General features: G+C 45.1%; 19 protein-coding genes. 14 read left to right on the forward strand and 5 right to left on the reverse strand.

Features of this window, described 5'->3' with window-relative positions; genetic code table 11:
- The first annotated feature begins 99 nt into the window (after positions 1–99).
- From rplU to ACRD7P_RS03310, 3 genes are all read left to right on the forward strand, one after another.
- Positions 100–780, forward strand: coding sequence for a 50S ribosomal protein L21 (gene rplU / locus ACRD7P_RS03300; RefSeq protein ID WP_430906066.1), 681 nt, complete (start codon positions 100–102; stop codon positions 778–780).
- A 39-nt stretch (positions 781–819) separates the two neighbouring features.
- The gene (gene rpmA, locus ACRD7P_RS03305) at positions 820–1,080 is read left to right on the forward strand and encodes a 50S ribosomal protein L27 (RefSeq protein ID WP_430906067.1); all 261 of its coding nucleotides are present in this window, start codon (positions 820–822) and stop codon (positions 1,078–1,080) included.
- A gap of 236 nt (positions 1,081–1,316) precedes the next feature.
- Complete coding sequence (locus ACRD7P_RS03310) at positions 1,317–3,029, forward strand: DUF4832 domain-containing protein (RefSeq protein WP_430906068.1); 1,713 nt, start codon at positions 1,317–1,319, stop codon at positions 3,027–3,029.
- Between the two features lie 28 nt (positions 3,030–3,057).
- Here the strand turns inward: ACRD7P_RS03310 and ACRD7P_RS03315 are convergent, their stop codons facing one another.
- From ACRD7P_RS03315 to ACRD7P_RS03325, 3 genes are read right to left on the reverse strand one after another with little or no spacing between them, the layout of a single operon-like run.
- Complete coding sequence (locus tag ACRD7P_RS03315) at positions 3,058–3,198, reverse strand: hypothetical protein (RefSeq protein WP_430906069.1); 141 nt, start codon at positions 3,196–3,198, stop codon at positions 3,058–3,060.
- Positions 3,199–3,208: 10 nt separating this feature from the next.
- Positions 3,209–3,376 (reverse strand): hypothetical protein, encoded by a 168-nt coding sequence (locus ACRD7P_RS03320; protein WP_430906070.1) that lies wholly within the window; start codon positions 3,374–3,376, stop codon positions 3,209–3,211.
- A 48-nt stretch (positions 3,377–3,424) separates the two neighbouring features.
- Positions 3,425–5,815, reverse strand: coding sequence for a TonB-dependent receptor (locus tag ACRD7P_RS03325; RefSeq protein ID WP_430906071.1), 2,391 nt, complete (start codon positions 5,813–5,815; stop codon positions 3,425–3,427).
- 239 nt (positions 5,816–6,054) lie between these two features.
- Here ACRD7P_RS03325 and ACRD7P_RS03330 point away from each other — a divergent pair, with 239 nt between their 5' ends.
- The 3 genes from ACRD7P_RS03330 (at position 6,055) to ACRD7P_RS03340 (ending at position 8,517) form a co-directional block, all read left to right on the forward strand.
- The gene (locus ACRD7P_RS03330; protein ID WP_430906072.1) at positions 6,055–7,137 is read left to right on the forward strand and encodes a sensor histidine kinase; all 1,083 of its coding nucleotides are present in this window, start codon (positions 6,055–6,057) and stop codon (positions 7,135–7,137) included.
- Positions 7,138–7,166: 29 nt separating this feature from the next.
- Positions 7,167–7,925 (forward strand): LytR/AlgR family response regulator transcription factor, encoded by a 759-nt coding sequence (locus ACRD7P_RS03335; RefSeq protein WP_430906073.1) that lies wholly within the window; start codon positions 7,167–7,169, stop codon positions 7,923–7,925.
- 193 nt (positions 7,926–8,118) lie between these two features.
- Positions 8,119–8,517: a LytR/AlgR family response regulator transcription factor gene (locus tag ACRD7P_RS03340; RefSeq protein ID WP_430906074.1), complete on the forward strand. Its 399-nt coding sequence runs from the start codon at positions 8,119–8,121 to the stop codon at positions 8,515–8,517.
- 117 nt (positions 8,518–8,634) lie between these two features.
- On the opposite strand, the gene ACRD7P_RS03345 is transcribed toward ACRD7P_RS03340, so the two are convergent.
- Positions 8,635–9,417, reverse strand: a complete 783-nt coding sequence (locus ACRD7P_RS03345) for a hypothetical protein (RefSeq protein WP_430906075.1) — start codon at positions 9,415–9,417, stop codon at positions 8,635–8,637.
- Positions 9,418–10,205: 788 nt separating this feature from the next.
- Here ACRD7P_RS03345 and ACRD7P_RS03350 point away from each other — a divergent pair.
- Positions 10,206–11,003 (forward strand): hypothetical protein, encoded by a 798-nt coding sequence (locus ACRD7P_RS03350; protein ID WP_430906076.1) that lies wholly within the window; start codon positions 10,206–10,208, stop codon positions 11,001–11,003.
- Positions 11,004–11,245: 242 nt separating this feature from the next.
- Positions 11,246–12,898, forward strand: a complete 1,653-nt coding sequence (locus tag ACRD7P_RS03355; RefSeq protein WP_430906077.1) for a hypothetical protein — start codon at positions 11,246–11,248, stop codon at positions 12,896–12,898.
- A 201-nt stretch (positions 12,899–13,099) separates the two neighbouring features.
- Here ACRD7P_RS03355 and ahcY read toward each other — a convergent pair whose 3' ends face one another.
- A complete protein-coding gene (ahcY, locus tag ACRD7P_RS03360) occupies positions 13,100–14,416 on the reverse strand; it encodes an adenosylhomocysteinase (protein ID WP_430906078.1) in 1,317 nt (438 codons plus the stop codon).
- A gap of 85 nt (positions 14,417–14,501) precedes the next feature.
- Here ahcY and ACRD7P_RS03365 point away from each other — a divergent pair, with 85 nt between their 5' ends.
- From ACRD7P_RS03365 to ACRD7P_RS03390, 6 genes are all read left to right on the forward strand, one after another.
- Positions 14,502–15,134, forward strand: a complete 633-nt coding sequence (locus ACRD7P_RS03365) for a 4'-phosphopantetheinyl transferase family protein (protein WP_430906079.1) — start codon at positions 14,502–14,504, stop codon at positions 15,132–15,134.
- A gap of 181 nt (positions 15,135–15,315) precedes the next feature.
- The gene (locus ACRD7P_RS03370; protein ID WP_430906080.1) at positions 15,316–15,576 is read left to right on the forward strand and encodes a hypothetical protein; all 261 of its coding nucleotides are present in this window, start codon (positions 15,316–15,318) and stop codon (positions 15,574–15,576) included.
- The gene (pnuC, locus tag ACRD7P_RS03375; protein ID WP_430906081.1) at positions 15,560–16,192 is read left to right on the forward strand and encodes a nicotinamide riboside transporter PnuC; all 633 of its coding nucleotides are present in this window, start codon (positions 15,560–15,562) and stop codon (positions 16,190–16,192) included. The genes ACRD7P_RS03370 and pnuC overlap by 17 nt, the downstream gene beginning before the upstream one ends.
- Positions 16,153–16,725 carry an AAA family ATPase gene (locus ACRD7P_RS03380; protein WP_430906082.1) on the forward strand — a complete coding sequence of 191 codons (573 nt, stop codon included), beginning with the start codon at positions 16,153–16,155 and terminating at the stop codon, positions 16,723–16,725. Before pnuC ends, ACRD7P_RS03380 begins: the two co-directional genes overlap by 40 nt.
- A 4-nt stretch (positions 16,726–16,729) precedes the next feature.
- Positions 16,730–18,268 (forward strand): DUF4301 family protein, encoded by a 1,539-nt coding sequence (locus ACRD7P_RS03385; RefSeq protein ID WP_430906083.1) that lies wholly within the window; start codon positions 16,730–16,732, stop codon positions 18,266–18,268.
- 231 nt (positions 18,269–18,499) lie between these two features.
- The gene (locus ACRD7P_RS03390; RefSeq protein ID WP_430906084.1) at positions 18,500–18,805 is read left to right on the forward strand and encodes a hypothetical protein; all 306 of its coding nucleotides are present in this window, start codon (positions 18,500–18,502) and stop codon (positions 18,803–18,805) included.
- The last annotated feature ends 144 nt before the right edge of the window (positions 18,806–18,949 follow it).

An 18,949-nucleotide genomic window follows, 5' to 3' on the forward strand; every position in this document is an offset into this window, starting at 1 on the left:
AAAGCGAACAAATCACTTGTGCATTCGGCAATTAGGAGTATATTTGCATCCGCTTATTGAAAAAAGTGAGCGAATAGATATAAACTAATTATACACGCTATGTATGCAATTGTAGAGATGGCAGGGCAGCAATTTAAGGTTGCGAAAGACCAAAAAGTGTATGTTCACCGTTTAAAGACAGAGGAAGGTAAAAAAGTCGTTTTTGACAACGTACTACTTCTGGACGACGGAAAGAACGTCACCATTGGCGCCCCAGCTATAGACGGCGCTGCCGTAGAGGCCAAAGTCGTAAAACATCTGAAAGGCGATAAAGTTATCGTTTTTAAGAAAAAGAGACGTAAAGGGTACAAAAAGAAAAACGGGCATCGCCAGTCGTTAACGGAAATCGTTATCGAGAGCATTGTTGCCAAAGGTGCTAAGAAAGCTGCGCCCGCCAAAGCGGAAAAACCAAAGGCGGCTCCAAAGGCAAAAGCCGTGGAGACACCGGTAGTTGAAAAGGCCGCTCCGGCCAAAAAAGCTCCCGCGAAAAAGGCCAAGGCCGACGATTTGAAAAAAATCGAAGGAATCGGTCCTAAAATCGCCTCAACTTTGGTAGAAGCCGGAATTGCAACTTTTGCGGAGCTGGCAAAGACCGATGCCGCGAAAATAGCCGAAATTATTTCCGGGGTACGTGGAAACCACGTAACCGATACCTGGCCCGCACAAGCGAAATTGGCCGCTGAAGGTAAATGGGACGAGTTGAAAAAATGGCAAGACGAATTAGACGGTGGTAAAGCATAAGCTTTACCATTAAGTATAACAATATAAAACCGTAATAAGATGGCACACAAAAAAGGAGTAGGTAGTTCCAAGAACGGTAGGGAATCGGAATCGAAACGCTTGGGCGTGAAGATTTTCGGTGGCCAAGCGGCTATCGCCGGAAACATCATTGTAAGGCAACGTGGTACAAAGCACAATGCGGGCGATAACGTATATGCCGGTAAAGACCACACCTTGCATGCAAAGGTGGATGGTTTGGTGAAGTTTGAAAAGAAAGCTGGTGGAAAATCATTTGTTTCCATTGAGCCCTTTGAAGCGTAGACCGTTATCCTAAAAATTTGAGGACCCTTTCCACATTGGTGGAAAGGGTCTTTTTGTATCCTAAAACTTCAAAATTGCTACTCCAAAGCACCATGGAGAATGCAGCCGAGCCGATTGTTGAAGCGAATACCTTTGGCGCAAGTCGATTTAACATAGTGGAAACATCCCTACACCCGTACGTATCGTAGGTAGTATTGAAAAAGTCCAAAGAACTTTCATAAACACCGATAAAATTTATGCTTTTAAGGGGCGCATTTATTTTACTATTTCTTTTTTATGGTTGCAATACCGATTCCGACCTGTTAAGGGAGTTGCCGCCGGCAGACGAAAGAGTACCTATAGAGGAAAAAGAAGAGGAAGGTTCCGATGATGAAAATGAAGGGGAAGATGCCGAAGATGTCGAAGATGGGGAGGATGCTGAGGGAGCGGATGCCGATGGGGACGGGGAACAGACCGATGACGATGATGCGGCCAACGATGATGAAGGGCAACAGGGGGAAGACGACACAGATCTGGTTTACCGAACGTTCGCTTTTGAAGAGAGTTTTGAAGATTTTCCAAATCCCGAACGTGGCTTTTACCGTTCTTCCAAAACGTTTGGGAGTGCCTACAACCCTTTGACCACAAGCGAACTACGTACCTACCGCGAAGGGGCACGTAACAGCAATGCCAACTTTTCGGTGTTCAGTACCCTAATTCACCGGCAGTTTGTTCTCGATACGTTTTTGGATGCTCCCTTGAGTGCTAATTTCCTTAGCCAGTTTGAAAACGATTTAAGGACCGTTCGGGAAGGGGGCGCCAAAATAATTCTTCGTTTTTCATATACCATTTCCCCAAAATCGGGCAATTGTGAACAGGCGGCTATCTGCCCGCCCTATGGGGATGCCACCAAAGCGCGTGTATTGGAACACATTGCCCAATTGGGACCCTTGTTACGATCTTATGCGGACGTCATTGCTACGGTGCAAATGGGATTCATTGGTATATGGGGCGAAAACTATTATACCGACCATTTTGGGGACGCTTCGGCAAATGGGGAAGAAAGACGCCTGTTAGATGAAAATTGGCAGGATCGTATTGCCGTTTTGAGGGCATTGTTGCAAAATACCGATAGCGAGACTATGGTACAGGTGCGGTACCCGCAACTAAAACAGCGTTATGTCCATGGTGTTTCGGCACCGACCACCATTGGTGGAATGAGCGGTTCCCAGGCATTCTCCGGCGCTGATGTTGCGCGTATCGGTTTTCACAACGATTGTTTTTTGAGTAGTGAGGACGATTTTGGCACCTATTTCGATTATGGGAATACGGCAAATTCCGCCCGTCGCGATGTTGGTAACCTAAAAAATTATGTGGCCGATGATAGTCGCTATGTAATGGTAGGAGGGGAGACCTGTGCCGATGGCTATTCTGAAAATGATTGCGACCCTACGGGCAGTACATTATCAGAAATGGACCGATTGAACTACACTTACATCAACGCCGATTTTGATACCGATGTTACCAACGACTGGGAGAACGGCGGATGCATGGACGAGATCAAACGCCGTTTGGGATACCGCTATTGGCTGCGGTCCATTACAATTCCAGAGGCTGTTGGAACCGAGGGGTCCTGGAACCTCGGTCTGGATATGGCAAATGTTGGATTTACGACCCTTACCAAAGCCCGACCCCTTGTGTTGGTATTACGCGGGGTAAATTCACGTACCGAGTATTATGTCGATTTAAAATTAGATCTTCGAACGGTCAGAGACCGTAGGCAGTTTGAACAGGAGATCGATCTGTTCGGGGCCGTTCCCGCCGGAACGTATGAACTGTTGCTACACCTTCCCGACAACCGTTCCAGTATAGCACAGGATGCACGCTACGCCATTCGTTTGGCCAATACCTTTGCCTGGGAAGACCAAACCGGTTATAACGATTTGCAGACCACGTTGTTTGTGGAATAAGCAATAACGCTGCTCCGACAAATGCATATCAGATGGGTTTGGGACGTTCCCCTGTTCGTTCGCGTCTTGAGGTGATGGAACCGGTGCTCCATCCCCACCAAAACTTTTCGCGCAATCTTTTTTCCAGTGCTTTTTTTCGCCGAAGGCTGCTGATATCTAATGAACTCATTTAGACTTTTTTAATTGGCTAAAAAATTGCCCTTTACAGCCCTGTTTTTGTCTTTTTTTCCTCCCGTAGCCCTGCTATGAAACTCAAAAAAGTCTTCAACAGGCCTTAAAATGGATAATTTTCGCTTCAATCTAAAAAGTCTAAAGGAGTTCAATGAAAAGGTTCCGTTGGAATTCATAACAATTGTTTTTGCCGCCATTGTTGCTTAAATGTTGAACATGCTTGCTTAAAACTGAAAACGGTAACCAAAATCCGGGAAAAAGCCGATTTGGTCTACCTGGTCTACGCTATTGGTCAAACGGTTGTAGCGCCGTGCAAAAACGTTTTCGTTCGCGGTAACGTTCTGCAGATCAAAGTAGAACTGATGCGAACGTTTCTTCTTTTTACTGTTGAGCTTTATTCCGAATTTTAGGTCCCACCGAAAATAGGGATCGTATTGCAAGCTAAAAGCTTCATCCTCAAATCGGACTTCAAAGCCCGCTTGCTGTGATGCCCCTAGGTTTACCGGGGTAAAATAGCGTCCTCCGGCATTCGTGACCCGGGTGTCCACAAAAAACACATTTTGTTTGGCGGCACCGATTTTAAACTCTTTGCCCGCCAACAGGTTCAACACATAACCGTTATTGAAGGGCGAGTTGCGTTCAATGCCGTCGCTACCGGTATACTTACTCTCAAAGAAAGATCCTGTAAGCAGACCATAGTAGCCTTTGTTGAAAAACCGTTCCAAGGTGAACTCTATTCCCTGGTTGTATCCGGTTCCTTCGTTTACCAGGGAAACCCGATCATTTTCAAAACCAAAATCGGCCCCTTCCGTTAAGGTGGAATAGCTCGATGGAAAGGCTTCGACACCCGCCCGATCGATGTCCTGGTAATACACTTCCAATTTTCCGCGCCAGTTGCTGGCCAACTTTACATCATACCCCAGCACAAAATGGTTGCTGCGGGTAAAATCCAGGTTCTTATTGGTCTGTTCCAAAGTTCCGTTAACATCTTGATTCAAAAAAAGTATCGGCAAGGGGAGTTGCTGTTGGTGCATGCCGTATCCCAAATTCAGGGCATGGTCCGGCGCCAATTGGTACGCGATCGCTGCACGGGGCTCTAGCGCAAATTGGTCGTTGAGGTTACTGTATTGTCCATGGAGGCCCGCGTTAAAGGTCAATTTTTCGGAAAGTCGGAACCTCCCCTGCACATAGGGTTGAAAGAGCAGTACGTTTTCATCGATATCGCGAAAAGTAAAGAAATCCGGATCGCCGTCCCCATCCGCGTCGGGCTGTTCGCCACGATCCCTCAGGAGGCTTTCGACCTGAAAGTTTTCGAGCAACACCCCGGCCCGGACGGTGGCCTTCCGGCTTAGTTTGGTATTGAACAGGGACGAAAAGGTAAACCGCTTTTCCGAATCTTCCGACTCGGTAAATGCAATGATACGTTCTTCGGGGGTGTCCTTTTCAATGAAGCGGTCCACATAAAAATCATTTCCCGAAAACGAATTGGAGACGATGGTCCGCAAAAAGGAATTGTTTCCTAAACTGATGTTGTGTTTGAGGCCTATTACGCCAAAGCGGGATTCGGCCAATGAATTTTCATCCTCGGCGGAGAAAAGATCGTCGGGGTCGATATCGTCGCCCAAAAATTCGATATCCGAATTTCCGATGATACCAAAAAGGGAGAAGTTTCCCAATTTTCCCTTACCAAAGTTAATGTTGTACGAAATATCACTATAATTTGGCGTGGCCGAGGTCCCTCCGGCACCGATACCCAATATACTGACCAACGAATAGCGCCCCGCTACTAGAAACGAACCGTTTTTTTTGCCCAAAGGCCCCTCCGCCATAGCTTCCACTCCGGTGAAAATTCCGGTTTGCAATGTAAATTCATAATCGTCCGCATTTCCGTTTCGGAACCCAAGGTCAAAAACACCGCCCAGGGCGTTCCCGTATTCCGCGGGAAAGGCCGAGGTTAAAAAATCGGAACTTTTGAGCATGTTGGGATTCAGGGCCGATACCGGACCACCGGTAGTACCCGCCGTGGCAAAATGGTTGGGACTTGGAATGGGAATACCCTCCAAACGCCATAATAGTCCGGTCGGGGAGTTGCCACGGACCACAATGTCATTTCTGCTATCGTCCGGAGAGGAGACCCCGGCAAAATTAGCGGCGAGGCGTCCCACATCGCTTCGACCACCGGAAAAACGAGTAACTTCTTCAAGTCCGAACTGCCTTGTGGAAACCGTTGCCATTTTGTTCAGAGGCTTATCTTTATTGGTGTTCCCGGTGAGTACCACTTCGTCCAATTGGTTGAAGGCTTCCGTTAACCCAACGGTTAAAAAAACATCTTTTCCCGCCGTTACTTCAACATTCGGTAAGGTATACGATTCAAAACCGATGTAGCTGATTCGGACCGCCTGTCGGCCGACGGGAACATCGTTCAGTACAAAACGACCCTCTTCGTCCGTTACCACGCCTTTGGCTTCTTGGGTGTTCAAGAGCTCAATGGTGGCCCCCAACAAGGGGCTTTCCGATTGTTTATCGATTACCAGTCCCTTAATGGTGCCATTTTGGGCTTGCAACCCGATGGTCGTCAATACGCAGATCATAGTTAAAAGCAATACTCTTTTCATCGTTTCAGTTTTTAAGATGTTCAAAGATGCTTTTCCTACCGCCTAAGGACGAACGGGAATAGCTGTAGCCCGCTATCCTGATCTTCAGTTGTCGTTTTTTGTACTGGAACGTTCAAGTAGGATAGCGTTGGAGGTTTTTCTGTTCATGATATGGAAATGACATTTCAGGGGAAAAAATGACGGTACAGGCCTTTTTTATGATCATTTCTGCGGGTATTCCATACATTTAGGGTATGGTTATGAAACTATTTCGCAACAAAAGGCTTCGTAAATTCAGTTTTCGACTGCTGGTCATTATGGTCATTTTTTTTGGCGTAAAGCTGACCATTGATCATGGAGAGGAAGGGGATGGTCTTTTTGATGCCGCTTCGATTTTTTATTTTTTCACTGCATTTTTTCTGGTCATGCTTACCTGGGAAATACATGATTGGTCGGTAAAAAGGGAGCTTAAGCGGCCGAAAAGCCTTGATTTGAACGCCAGCCTGCGTACCTTGGGCGTTGGTTTGTTTTTTTTGGCACCGGCAGCGGCGATTTTATACTATTTAGGGCTTTATCAATTGGACGACCTGTGCCAGATTCCTACAGAAGACAAGGCGTTGCAATTTCGGGTCGATTGGATGCGCGCCATGCTGCTGGGTTTTGCCATTATGCTGTTCAATTTACTTTACTTCTCCGGCAAACAGAAAAAAGACCTGGAGTTGAAAATGAACGAACTGCAGAACGAGGTCCTTACTTCCAAATACAAATCCCTGAAAAATCAGATCAGTCCGCATTTTCTTTTCAATAGTTTGAACACGCTTACCTCCCTAATGTACGAGGATCGTGACCTGGCCTCGGATTTTGTATCGAGGCTGGCTTCGACCTACCGTTATATTCTGGATAACAAGGAGGAGGATGTGGTCAGTCTGGAAAAAGAACTCAACTTTTTGGATTCCTTTATTTTTATGATGAACGTACGACATACCGATTCCATCGTCATTAAAACCGAGATCGGTGTAGACGTTACGGCCTACGCCATACCCACCTTATCGTTGCAAATGTTGGTGGAAAACGCCATGAAACATAACTATTTTTCGGTCGAGCGCCCCATGCATATCAAGGTGTATACGGTCGGTAAGCTTGCTTTGGTGGTTGAAAATACCCTTCGAAAACGGGAAACAAAGGAAAGCTCCACCCGGTTGGGTATCAAAAATATTAAAAAGCGCTATGCCTTTCATACCCGGCAGGAAGTTACCGTGGAACAGAACGAAAACATTTTTAGGGTAACCATGCCCCTATTGGACCGCGGTGCCCTTAACAGGCCCATATTATCGGTTTCCTAAGTATTGATAAACCTAAAATACCTTTTGTTTTGAGAGCGGTAATCATAGAAGACGAACATATTGCGGCAAGGCGTTTGGCCCAGCTGATAGCCGAGTTGGCCCCCGAAATAGAAATTGTGGCCCAATTGACCTCGGTGGAGAGTGCATTGACTTGGTTTGAAGAAAATGCGCTGCCCCAGTTGATCTTTTTGGATATTCAACTGAATGACGGGTACGGTTTTGATATTCTGGACCATCTGGACGACCATCCCCCCGTAATCTTTACCACGGCATACAATGAATACGCCATAAGGGGATTTAAGTACAACGGGTTGGACTATCTTCTAAAACCTATTGATAAGCGCGATTTGAAAACTGCTTTGGATAAATTCCGTAAAACCACCGATACCGTTGAGGAACGATGGGGGGACAAAAAGCTCGAACAAATTCGTAATCTATTTCAAAAAGAGTACAAACATCGTTTTATGGTAAAGGTGGGCAATCAGTTTAAATCTTTTGGGGTAGCGGAGATCGCTTATTTTAAATCGCACGAGGGGCTTATTTTTTTATACGCGCACAATGGAAAATCGTACCCTGTAGAATATGCAATCGATCAGCTGGAGGATATTTTGAACCCGGTACAGTTTTTCCGGATCAATAGGAAGTTTATGGTCTCGGTAAAGGCAGTGGAGGAAATTCACAGCTATTTCAACAGTCGTTTACTGCTAAAGCTCCTTCCAAAGGAAGAAGAACAAGTTATCGTCTCACGCGAGCGCACCAGCAATTTTAAACGCTGGTTGGACATGTAGCGGGTGTCGATGGTCAGGCCACATTTAGGGTATTACCCGATAGACCGTTGGATTCCGTTCACGCGAACGACATCGAAATGGGGTGATGTGACAGCTTATCGATCGTATGGTGCATTTCATCTGATTAGGGTAAGATATCAACGGATTGTATAGTTTATAGAGATAACCAAACCTACCTAAACACTTACTGACTATGATTTTGAACGTAATCGTCATTGACGACTCGCCCTTGCAGTTGCTGCATGCCGTTAAATATGTGGAGCGGCACGAAAATTTAAGGTTGTTGGGAGCATATGCCAACCCGCTATTGGGGCTTCTTGCTATAGAAAGCGCTGCTGTGGATCTGATATTGTTGGATGTTGAAATGCCCGAAATGACCGGATTTGAACTAAAATCGCACCTAAGTCGGGACACTGCGGTGGTCATGAACTCCAGTGAGCCGCGTTTTAAGGAAGTGGCAATGGGCACTGGAGCGTTCGATTTTTTGAGCAAACCCTTGAAGTTCGATGCCTTTGAAAGCACCATTGACCGCTTGATACAGCATCGGTTTTCAGTTCCAGTACCACATTTTGTAAGGGCCATCGCGAGTTAGGACCGATTGCCTTCCGTACGATCAGAACAGGATTCTTTTTGCCTACCGAAGAGGTATACAGAACGATTACAGTAACATATTATACCATTTCAAAGTTAAAAATGGTATTAGACGTCGTTAAATATAAAGGTCGATGTAAAAGCATTTTGGAACGCTTCTTCTTTCCGTTTCAAATCCATTTGACCGTTCTTCCGCATACCATACCGTGCCTTCCGCATCGGTCACTTTAAAATAGACATCCGGGCCTTGGGTCAAGGATATGGGCGTCTCAATGTTCACCATCGGGGAAAGAAAGGTCCTTTTAAAATCTTTGCCCCGATAATCGATCTGAAAATAGCCTTTTTCGTTGGTAACGGCCTTGCCTAAATAATCGTCTTTCAACCAATCGGCATCATACCCGTAAACCGTAAGCCCAGCGATATTCTTTTCGCTGCCTTGAGCCAGTTTTAAATGCCCACAAAGCACCCAGGCATCGAACATTGTCCTGATACCGCTCCAAACGGAATACGAAAAACAGTAGTTCCAACTGTATACGTTCCCCTCGGCCTCATCTCGCCAAACCGGGTGCAAAACGGTTACGGAAAGCTGCACGCCCTTGTCCAATGGGGTGTCGTGGTTCGGTATCTTGGAGATAAAAAGGTCCAGGGCTATCGGTCCGTCGTTGTACGGTCCTAAGAGGTTTATTTCGTAGTTTCCTTGTGCGTCGGTAGTGCCCTCACCGATAAGATGCGGTTCCTTGTCCTCGACAATTTGGTCCGATAACACAACAAAAGAATACCTTTCGTCCGAGGAGGTCGGCCCGTTTTCCGTTGCATACAATTTTACGGTTACCTTACGCAAAGGCTCCCTTCCGTTGCCGCACAATTGTCCTGCCAAAAAGCCTTTTACAATGTAGTTCAAAGACGACATAATGGTTTAAAGTTCGGTCGATTTAAAATTCGGTACGGGCATTTGAACGGATAGGTTCCATCTTCATTCATGATGAAGCTTTGCGGTGCCTTGGCATACCTCTATCGGTAAAACAACCAATAAAAAATTTCCATAGCATCCGTTTGAGTGCCGCCGCACCGTTTTCGGTTTCTACTAAGATATAGATTCTTCTTAACATTAAAACATTATGAAAGCGTTCGATAGTGTAGAATTTTCTCTAAGGCTGGCTTACTATTACGGCAAAAATGGGAAATCTACACCTTTAAGGTAGTGGCGGCCATCTTCAGTAGTGCGGAAACTGAGGGAGCGGTAAGTTTTACCCGACCGGTATGTCCGTCACTGGAGGAATTTGAAGTCACCGTAATGGTTCGTTGATGACAGACAAAACAGGTTATACCATTTTAACTTTGAAATCGCGCGTGTAGAAATTGAATTACTTTTTAGTTGTTCGAGGCAAAAAGCTTGTCCCCGGCTTGACCGGGGACCTAAGCATAACCTTAGCTACGGTTATATTTTGTAACGAAGAACAGCTGAAAAAGAAACGATTAATTAGAGCTATTTCAAAGTTAAAATGGTGTTAGGTGTTAACAACGGTCGATGGTGTAATCTATCAACTGAATTACCACCTGGTCGTAGCGACCAAGTGAACGGGTCGTCCGATCTGACCAAATTGTTATAAAGACAGCCCCTACTTCATTATAGTCGGGGCGGTTTTTGCTTTCGGTATAAGATTTGAACAATTGTACCGTTTTTATGGTATGCAAATCCTTTTTTCACTTCCCTTGTTGGTAACATGGGGTTGCCTTCTCTTTTTTGGCGGCCTTTCTTCCGTGGCGCAGGAAATAACCGTTTCGCCTCGTACGGTACATGTGTTTGTTGCGCTTTGCGACAATGACAACCAAGGAATCGTTCCGGTATCCAAAAACTTGGGCAATGGCCAAAACCCAAAAACGAACCTGTATTGGGGTGCGTTATATGGGGTGAAAACACATTTTAAAAAAAGTAAGGATTGGGTATTTATACAAAACGTGGAAACCGATAATCCGAATATTTTAGAACGGATTCTTTTCAAACACAGCAAAACGGAAACCTATCTGTTGGCCGATGCCTACGACGGGAGAACTATTTACGATACCACTGTTGATTTTTTGGAAGCCTCGGCCGGAAATGCGGAACAAAAGATAGGGTATGGCGAAAAGGAGCTTTGCTTTGGTGGAGGCTCCGATCTGTTGGCCTATGTGGGGCATGACGGGCTTATGGATTTTGAACTGCGCCTGACCCTCGAACCTGCGAATGTCAAAAAGAGAGATGCTATTATTTTGGCCTGTGTAAGCAAAACCTTTTTTGAACCTTATCTAAAAATGGCAGGGGCAAACCCCTTGGTGTGGACTACCGGGCTGATGTCCCCCGAAGCATACACCCTTAAATCGGCACTGGACGGCTGGATATTGGGAGAAACCGACGCGTTGGTTCGCGAACGGGCGGCAAAAGGCTACCATACCTACCAGAAGTGTGGTATGCGTGGTGCAAGAAACCTTTTGGTCACTGGCTACTAATACCAGAAATGGTATAAAGGTATGCACAGCACGGGTTCCCTTTCCGGGGCGATAATATAAACACCTTACCACTTCCTAAATCACATACCGTAAATCCAATAGCACATTCCTAAGGACTAAAACGCGGCATGGGTAACGATTCGGAACCTTAAAACAACAGTTGAGCACAATTCCTGTGTATCATACTATGGGAATGGGGTACTATTGCCACATGTTATGCGAAACCAGTTAAAACTTATATCATGAAAAAAATAGTACTGCTGATCATTACCTTTCTTACGCTTGTCCACGGACTAAAAGCCCAACTGACCACCGAACAATGGCAAGAAGACCTGCACTTTTTGCAAAAGACAATACATGACGAGTATGCCTCCCTATTCGTAAAAACGACACCGACCGACTTTGATGCGGCGGTAGAGAGCTTACATGCGCAAATACCGGATATGGAGCCCCATGAAATCATTGTAGGGATGTCCCGCATTATCGCATTGTTCCGATACGGACATACCGATATCAGTTTTAACCAGAAACCGTACGATTTTCGATACCTGCCCATTAACCTATATATATATATATTCGGGGACGAGATACGCATACAGGGTACTGAAAAAAAGTATGAAAGCGCCGTCGGGGCCAAGGTGTTGGCAATCAATACGATTCCGATATCGGAAGCTGTGGAACGCATTCGCCCGGTGGTAAATAGTGAGAACGAACAATATTTTAAGGCCTATGGCATCAATTATCTGCGAATTCCAGAGGTACTGCATGCGCAGGGAATCATACAAAATTTGGATAAGGGAATCGACTTCACCCTTGAAAAAAACGGGACGGTGTTTACGGTTACTTTTTCTGCCTTGCCCAAAGGAGCATATGTTCCTACCACTCGGGGATATGTTTTTCAGGACGAGAATTGGGTGTCGGCACGAAAAAAGGATTCCCTACCACGATATCTTAAAAAATTGGATAGGGTGTATTATTCCGAATACCTACCAAAGGAAAAAGCACTTTACGTAAGGCACAGCCGAATCCAGGACGATACCGAAGAAAGCACTGCGGACTTTTATAATAGGGTTTTCGACTTTGTGGAAAACAACGAGGTGGAAAGGCTGATCATCGATGTAAGGCTCAATGGCGGCGGCAACAATTATTTGAATAGGAAGGTGATTACAGGTATTGTCGAAACAAAAAAAATAAATCAGGTGGGCAAACTTTTCGTATTGCTCGGTCGCCGCACCTTTTCGGCCTGTCAAAATTTGGTGAATGAAATGGATAATTACACAAACGCCATTTTTCTTGGAGAACCCACTGCCGAAAACATTAATTTTTGGGGAGATGCGCGACCGGTTGCGTTACCGAACAGTACCATACCGGTATACCTTTCCTTTGCCTGGTGGCAGGACAAACCGGTTTGGGAAAACGCCGAATGGCTTGCGCCGACGATGAAAATAGAGCCAAGTTTCCAGCAATATGTCGATAACCGGGATCCTGTACTACAAGCCGCATTGTCGTTCGATGCCCAAGGTTTTCAACCCAACCCCATGCAGTACGTAACCGATTTATACAGTGCCGGAAAAACTGAGGAGCTGGCTACGGAACTCCCCAAAATGATCCACGACCCTAGATACGGATTCGTAGACTTTGAAACGGAATTGAGCAAAAAAGGACAGCTTTTATTGAATAGCGGGAGAACAAGGGAAGTTCAGGCTTCGGTACAGGTATTTCACATGATCGCCCAACTTTTTCCCGATTCGGCAAGGGCATGGAAAAATGTAGGGGCAGCGTATGCCAGAACGGGGGCTGTTGATGAGGCTACCTCATTTTTGGAAAAAGCAATGACTATGGACGATGGCGCTATTGCCGTTGAGGCCCGACAATTGCTGAAAGAATTGAAATAATGCTCCCAATTAACCGGTAAACAAGCTAACTCATACCATAAAAAACCTGCTGGTTACAGCAGGTTTTTCTAGTCTATATTGATTCCTCTAAATCCATATCAATGGAAAAACAACAATCATTTAATGATGTCAGTGTTTGCGTTTGCATCATGAACATTGTTCTTTCATAACTCATAACTCATAACTCATAACTCATAAACCCTAGTACCTATAATACTCGGGCTTAAAAGGGCCTTCCACGGTAACTCCGATGTAATCGGCCTGATCTTTTTTCAGCTCCGTCAATTCCGCTCCCAATCGCGATAGGTGCAATGCCGCTACTTTTTCATCCAAATGTTTGGGCAACATGTATACCTGGTTCTCGTAATTTTCGCTATGCTTCCAAAGTTCGATTTGTGCCAAAGTCTGGTTCGTAAACGAGTTGCTCATTACAAAACTAGGGTGTCCCGTAGCACAGCCCAAGTTTACCAAACGCCCTTCGGCCAAAATAATGATATCTTTCCCATCGATGGTATACTTGTCCACTTGGGGCTTTATTTCATCTTTGGTATCTCCGTAGTTGCCGTTCAACCATGCCATATCGATTTCGTTATCGAAGTGGCCAATGTTACAAACGATAGCCTTATCCTTAAGTGCCTTAAAGTGTTCGGCCCGGATGATATCCTTGTTGCCCGTTGTGGTGATCACAATGTCCGCGTTACCGATAACGGTTTCCAATTTTTTCACTTCAAACCCTTCCATACAGGCTTGCAATGCGCAAATAGGATCGATCTCCGTTACCGTTACTATTGCACCGGCACCAGCAAAAGAAGCGGCGGTCCCTTTACCGACATCGCCATAACCGGCAACGACAACCCGTTTCCCGGCCAGCATGGTATCGGTAGCCCTTCGAATGGCATCTACCGCACTTTCGCGACATCCATATTTATTATCGAATTTCGATTTTGTTACCGAGTCGTTAACGTTGATCGCGGGCATCGGCAAAGTGCCATTTTTAACCCGTTCGTACAAACGGTGCACCCCGGTAGTGGTTTCTTCGGAAAGTCCTTTAATGGCCTTGGCCAGTTCAGGGTAACGGTCCAGTACCATGTTGGTCAGATCGCCACCATCGTCCAAGATCATATTCAGTGGTTCCCTGTCCTCTCCAAAAAATAAGGTTTGTTCGATACACCAATCAAATTCTTCTTCGTTCATCCCTTTCCAGGCGTATACCGGAATACCAGCTGCCGCAATTGCCGCCGCTGCATGGTCCTGGGTAGAAAAAATATTGCACGAACTCCACGTCACATCGGCGCCCAATGCCACCAAAGTTTCGATCAATACCGCCGTTTGAATGGTCATGTGCAAACAACCGGCGATACGGGAACCCTTCAAAGGCTGTTCTTGCCCATATTCTTCGCGCAATGCCATTAACCCCGGCATTTCGGCTTCAGCTAAATTTATTTCTTTTCTTCCCCAATCGGCCAAAGAGATGTCTTTCACTTTATAGGGTACATAAGGAACAGTTTCTGTACTCATATTATTTTTTATTTTTTACTTTCGTTGCGAGGTGCAAATGCCTCCTTTTTCGAACCGCAAAGGTACAAATTCTCTTAGGAAACGTATGCCCATTTATAAGACAATACAATTAAATTCCGCAACGGTCGTCTACGTATGGAAGATCCAAGAGTCTGAAAATGAGCTCGCAAAGGATATTGAGTTGACACCGCATTGCCAAAAGCGAATGGTGGGAATGAAATCGGAGCTGCATCGGAGAGGTTTTTTAAGTATTCGTCATTTGCTGGCCCGGGCGGGGTATGTCGATCATGACCTGTATTACGATTCGAACGGAAAACCCCATCTTAAGGATGGTAAGCACATTTCCATTACGCACTCCTATCAGTTTACCGGTATCATTATCGGCGATACCGATGAAGTAGGTATCGATATTGAAAAACAACGGGATAAAATTTTGCGGATTGCCCATAAGTTTACGCCGGTAACCGAATATCGAACCCTGGCCAACTCGGATGCCCTGGTGCGAAAACTGACCATTGTTTGGGGCTGTAAAGAGTCGTTATACAAAATTTATGCGGAGCCTGGGCTCAGTTTTTTACAGCATATCGACATCAAAGATTTTGGATTGGAAAGTGGCACGACAACGGGGGAAATACGCTATAAGGGAAAGCTTTCCGGATATCGTATCCATTTTCTGGAATTCGAAGGTTTTACCTGCGTGTATGCCATCGCGCAATGAATGTAGATGCCCCACAATTATCCCGGTTTTGAAGCAGTTTCGTGCCGTAATAGATTTTCTAATACATAAAACGGGATTATGTATCTTGTCCCTTGAAAATGCAAAGTTAACAGCTAAAAAAACGGCCCAAAACGAGTTCAATATTTGATATTTTCAGAACAAACCCATATACAAGAACACCATGGATATTTCCGTAGCGCTTACTTTTTCGCCGCTTCAAGACGATTTTGAAGAACACATCATCCGTTTCATACAAAACCTTCGGGCATCCGGTCTTACCGTTCTCGAAAATCCGTTAAGTACTCAGGTTTACGGCGAGTATGATGCGGTAATGGCAGTACTACATACCGAAATAAAAACGGCTTTTGAGTTGATGGACAAAGGGCTGATGTACCTTAAAATGGTGAAAACCGACCGAAGTACCTATGAACCCCATTTTTGATTTTTTTATAGACGCCTACCGAGGAAAGGAGAACTTCGTCATCATTTTAGAGGCAATCGTTTTCATTAGCGGAATTGCCAGTGTTTGGTTCGCAAAGCAGCAAAACATTTTGGCGTATCCGACCGGATTGGTGGCTACGGTGATTACGGTGTACCTGTTTTTAAAAGATGGGCTGTTGGGGGATATGATGATGAATTTTTATTGGTCCGTAATGAGTATCTACGGCTGGTGGAACTGGAGCAGAAAGAAAGCGGGCGAAACATTGGTGAAAGTTACCCGGACCAATGCCAGGGAAAAAAGCATCGGTATTCTGTTGTTTTTTGGGACCATCCTTTTCAACTATGCCGTATATCGTTTTTTTGAGTACGACATTGCGCCTTCAAACTATATCGATATGGTAACGTCGGGTATATTTTTTACCGCCATGTGGTATATGGCACTTAAAAAGTTGGAAAACTGGACACTTTGGATCATAGCCGACTTGATTACGATACCCCTATATGCCTACAGGGGTTGGGGAATGCTTTCTTTTCAATATGTTATATTTACTGTTTTGGCCGTACAAGCCTACCTGTTATGGAAGAAAAGTATCGACAAGAGCCTTCAAACATCCTAAAAATCGTTTTATTCGGTCCCGAATCTACGGGAAAAACGACCTTGTCGAGACAGTTGGCCGAATGTTACCGTACGGAATGGGTCCCCGAATACGCACGGGAATACCTGCAACGGAAATGGGACAAGGAACAAAAAGTGTGTGAGCCAGAGGATCTACTTCCCATTGCGGCAGGTCAAATGCGATTGGAAAACGAAGGAACAAAAAAGGCAAATAAGGTACTGTTCTGTGATACCGATCTGCTGGAGACCAAAGTATATTCCGAAGCGTATTATGTTGGGTATTGCGATCCCGTTTTAGAAAAGTATGCGCTCTTGAACACTTACGACCTCTATTTTCTTACGGGTATCGATGTGCCTTGGGTTAAGGACGACTTAAGGGACAAACCCCTCGAACGGGCCAAGATGTTCGATTATTTCAAAAGTACATTGGAAAAGTATCAACGTAATTTCGTTACTTTAACGGGGGACAAGGAAACACGCTTGGCAACCGCAAAAACACATATCAATAGATTATTACGAACAAAAGCAATTTAAACACATGCAGTTTTCAGAAACGGATTTAAAACAACTTTCCGAAAAAGGGGTTAGCAAGGAAAAGGTAGTTGATCAAATTAATACTTTTAAGGAAGGCATCCCTTTTGTTCATTTAGAGGAACCGGCAATCGTCGGCAATGGTATTTCACGATTTTCCGATACAGAGGGGGAAGCACTCGTTGCCGCTTTTGAGGCAGTTGCGGCCGGGTCGGACCTATTAAAGTTTGTACCTGCCTCCGGGGCCGCTTCGCGAATGTTCAAATCCATGTTCGCGTTTTTGGAAGAGTTCGATGTTCGTAACGAAACCTTTGAAGCCTATGTCCAAAGAACAAAAAGAACGGATGTGGAAACATTATTGGAACGCCGAAAAGAAATGCCCTTTTACCGCAACATACAGGAACGGATAGCGGGGAAAACGATGTCCGAGGATGAAGAGAAATATCTTTTTATTAAGGAAATGCTTTCCGAAGAGGGATTAAACTATGGTTTTTATCCAAAGGGGCTACTGCCCTTTCATTCCTACGAAAAGAAAGTGGTTACGGCTTTTGAGGAACATTTAAAGGAAGGGGCCCGTTATGCGGAAACCAACGGAAAGGCCTCCTTGCATTTTACGATATCGCCACAACACGAACTGTTGTTCAAACAAGAATTTGAAGTGGCCCGCGCGCGGGTACATCATCGGACGGGAATCGATTTCGATGTTGACTTTTCCTTCCAAAAGACCGCCACCGATACCATTGCGGTAGACACGGACAACAAGCCCTTTCGAAATACCGACGGCTCGTTGCTGTTTCGCCCAGGCGGTCATGGAGCGCTCATAGAAAACCTGAACGACCAAAACGCCGATGTCATTTTTATCAAAAACATCGACAATGTGGTTCCTTCGCGAAATCTTGCAGCGGTCGCCCAAAGTAAAAAAATATTGGGAGGAGCGCTTTTAAAGGTACAACAGCAAATTTTTGAATATGCCCGTTTGTTGGATTCTGGAACACCGGATGCCACCGCACTGATCGAAATCAAAACATTTTTGGGCTCGGAACTCAATGTGCGTTTTGCCGATAGCTTCGAGCATTTTAGTCTCATGGACCAAATAAAGGTTTTGAAAGATAAAATGAACCGTCCGATCCGCGTTTGCGGTATGGTAAAAAATGAAGGGGAACCCGGTGGTGGACCGTTTTGGGTGAGAGACCAAAACGATAACATATCGCTTCAAATCGTAGAATCCGCCCAAGTGGACATGTCCAATACGGAACAGGTGGGGATATTAAAGGGTTCTACCCATTTTAATCCTGTAGACCTTGTGTGTGGGGTAAAAAATTATAAAGGGGAAAAATACGACCTGCTCAACTATGTTGATGCCAAGCTTGGTTTCATTACCGGAAAAACAAAAGAGGGACGCGAGTTAAAGGCATTGGAACTTCCCGGTCTATGGAACGGTGCAATGGCCTTTTGGAACACCATTTTTGTTGAGGTGCCCACGGTGACGTTTAACCCGGTAAAAACGGTAAACGACCTTTTAAGGCCTTCGCACCAGGGCGAATAAGGATTTAGCAATCGCGCTTGTCAACATCGAAAGGGCGCTAAAGGTGTATAAAAATTACACACATATCGGGAAATTACACACCCTTATACAGCGAAAGGCATTTCTTTAATTTGTTTAAATAATTGAAAATCAAATACTTGAATATGTTTTGAGCTAGTGTTGACGATTGGCATTGTTTTCTCTTTACCTAGAGCGAAACATAGAATCATTGTAAATCTTAAACACATCAAAATGAAAAAGGTATTATTAGTAGCGGCTTTAGCGTTTGGAACGTTGACCGTATCAGCACAAGAAGAAGCAACAGAAGCAGTAGCGACTACTACTGAGGTAGTTGAAGCACAAGATGCTTTCGCCGAAGTAGCATTGGAAGAACTTCCTGAAGCCATTACAGCTGCTTTGGAAGCTGCCCACCCAGGTGCTACCATTTCCAAAGCATATGTGAACGAAGCGGCACAATACAAGTTGGACGTTACCAAAGAAGATGGTGAAGCGGTAGAATTGTACGCCGATGCCGAAGGCAACTGGATCGAAATGTAAGTTGTTACAACCTACAACACTATAACCCGAAAGGGTTGAAAATAAAAGGCCCCGACAGCATATAGCTGTCGGGGCTTTTTTGTGTTGCCGGCGTTTCAAAAGGCAATACGGCCCCAATATCCATACTCGCTTCACAATGCGATA

The organism is Maribacter sp. 2-571 (assembly GCF_050589625.1).
Classification (GTDB): Bacteria; Bacteroidota; Bacteroidia; order Flavobacteriales; family Flavobacteriaceae; genus Pelagihabitans.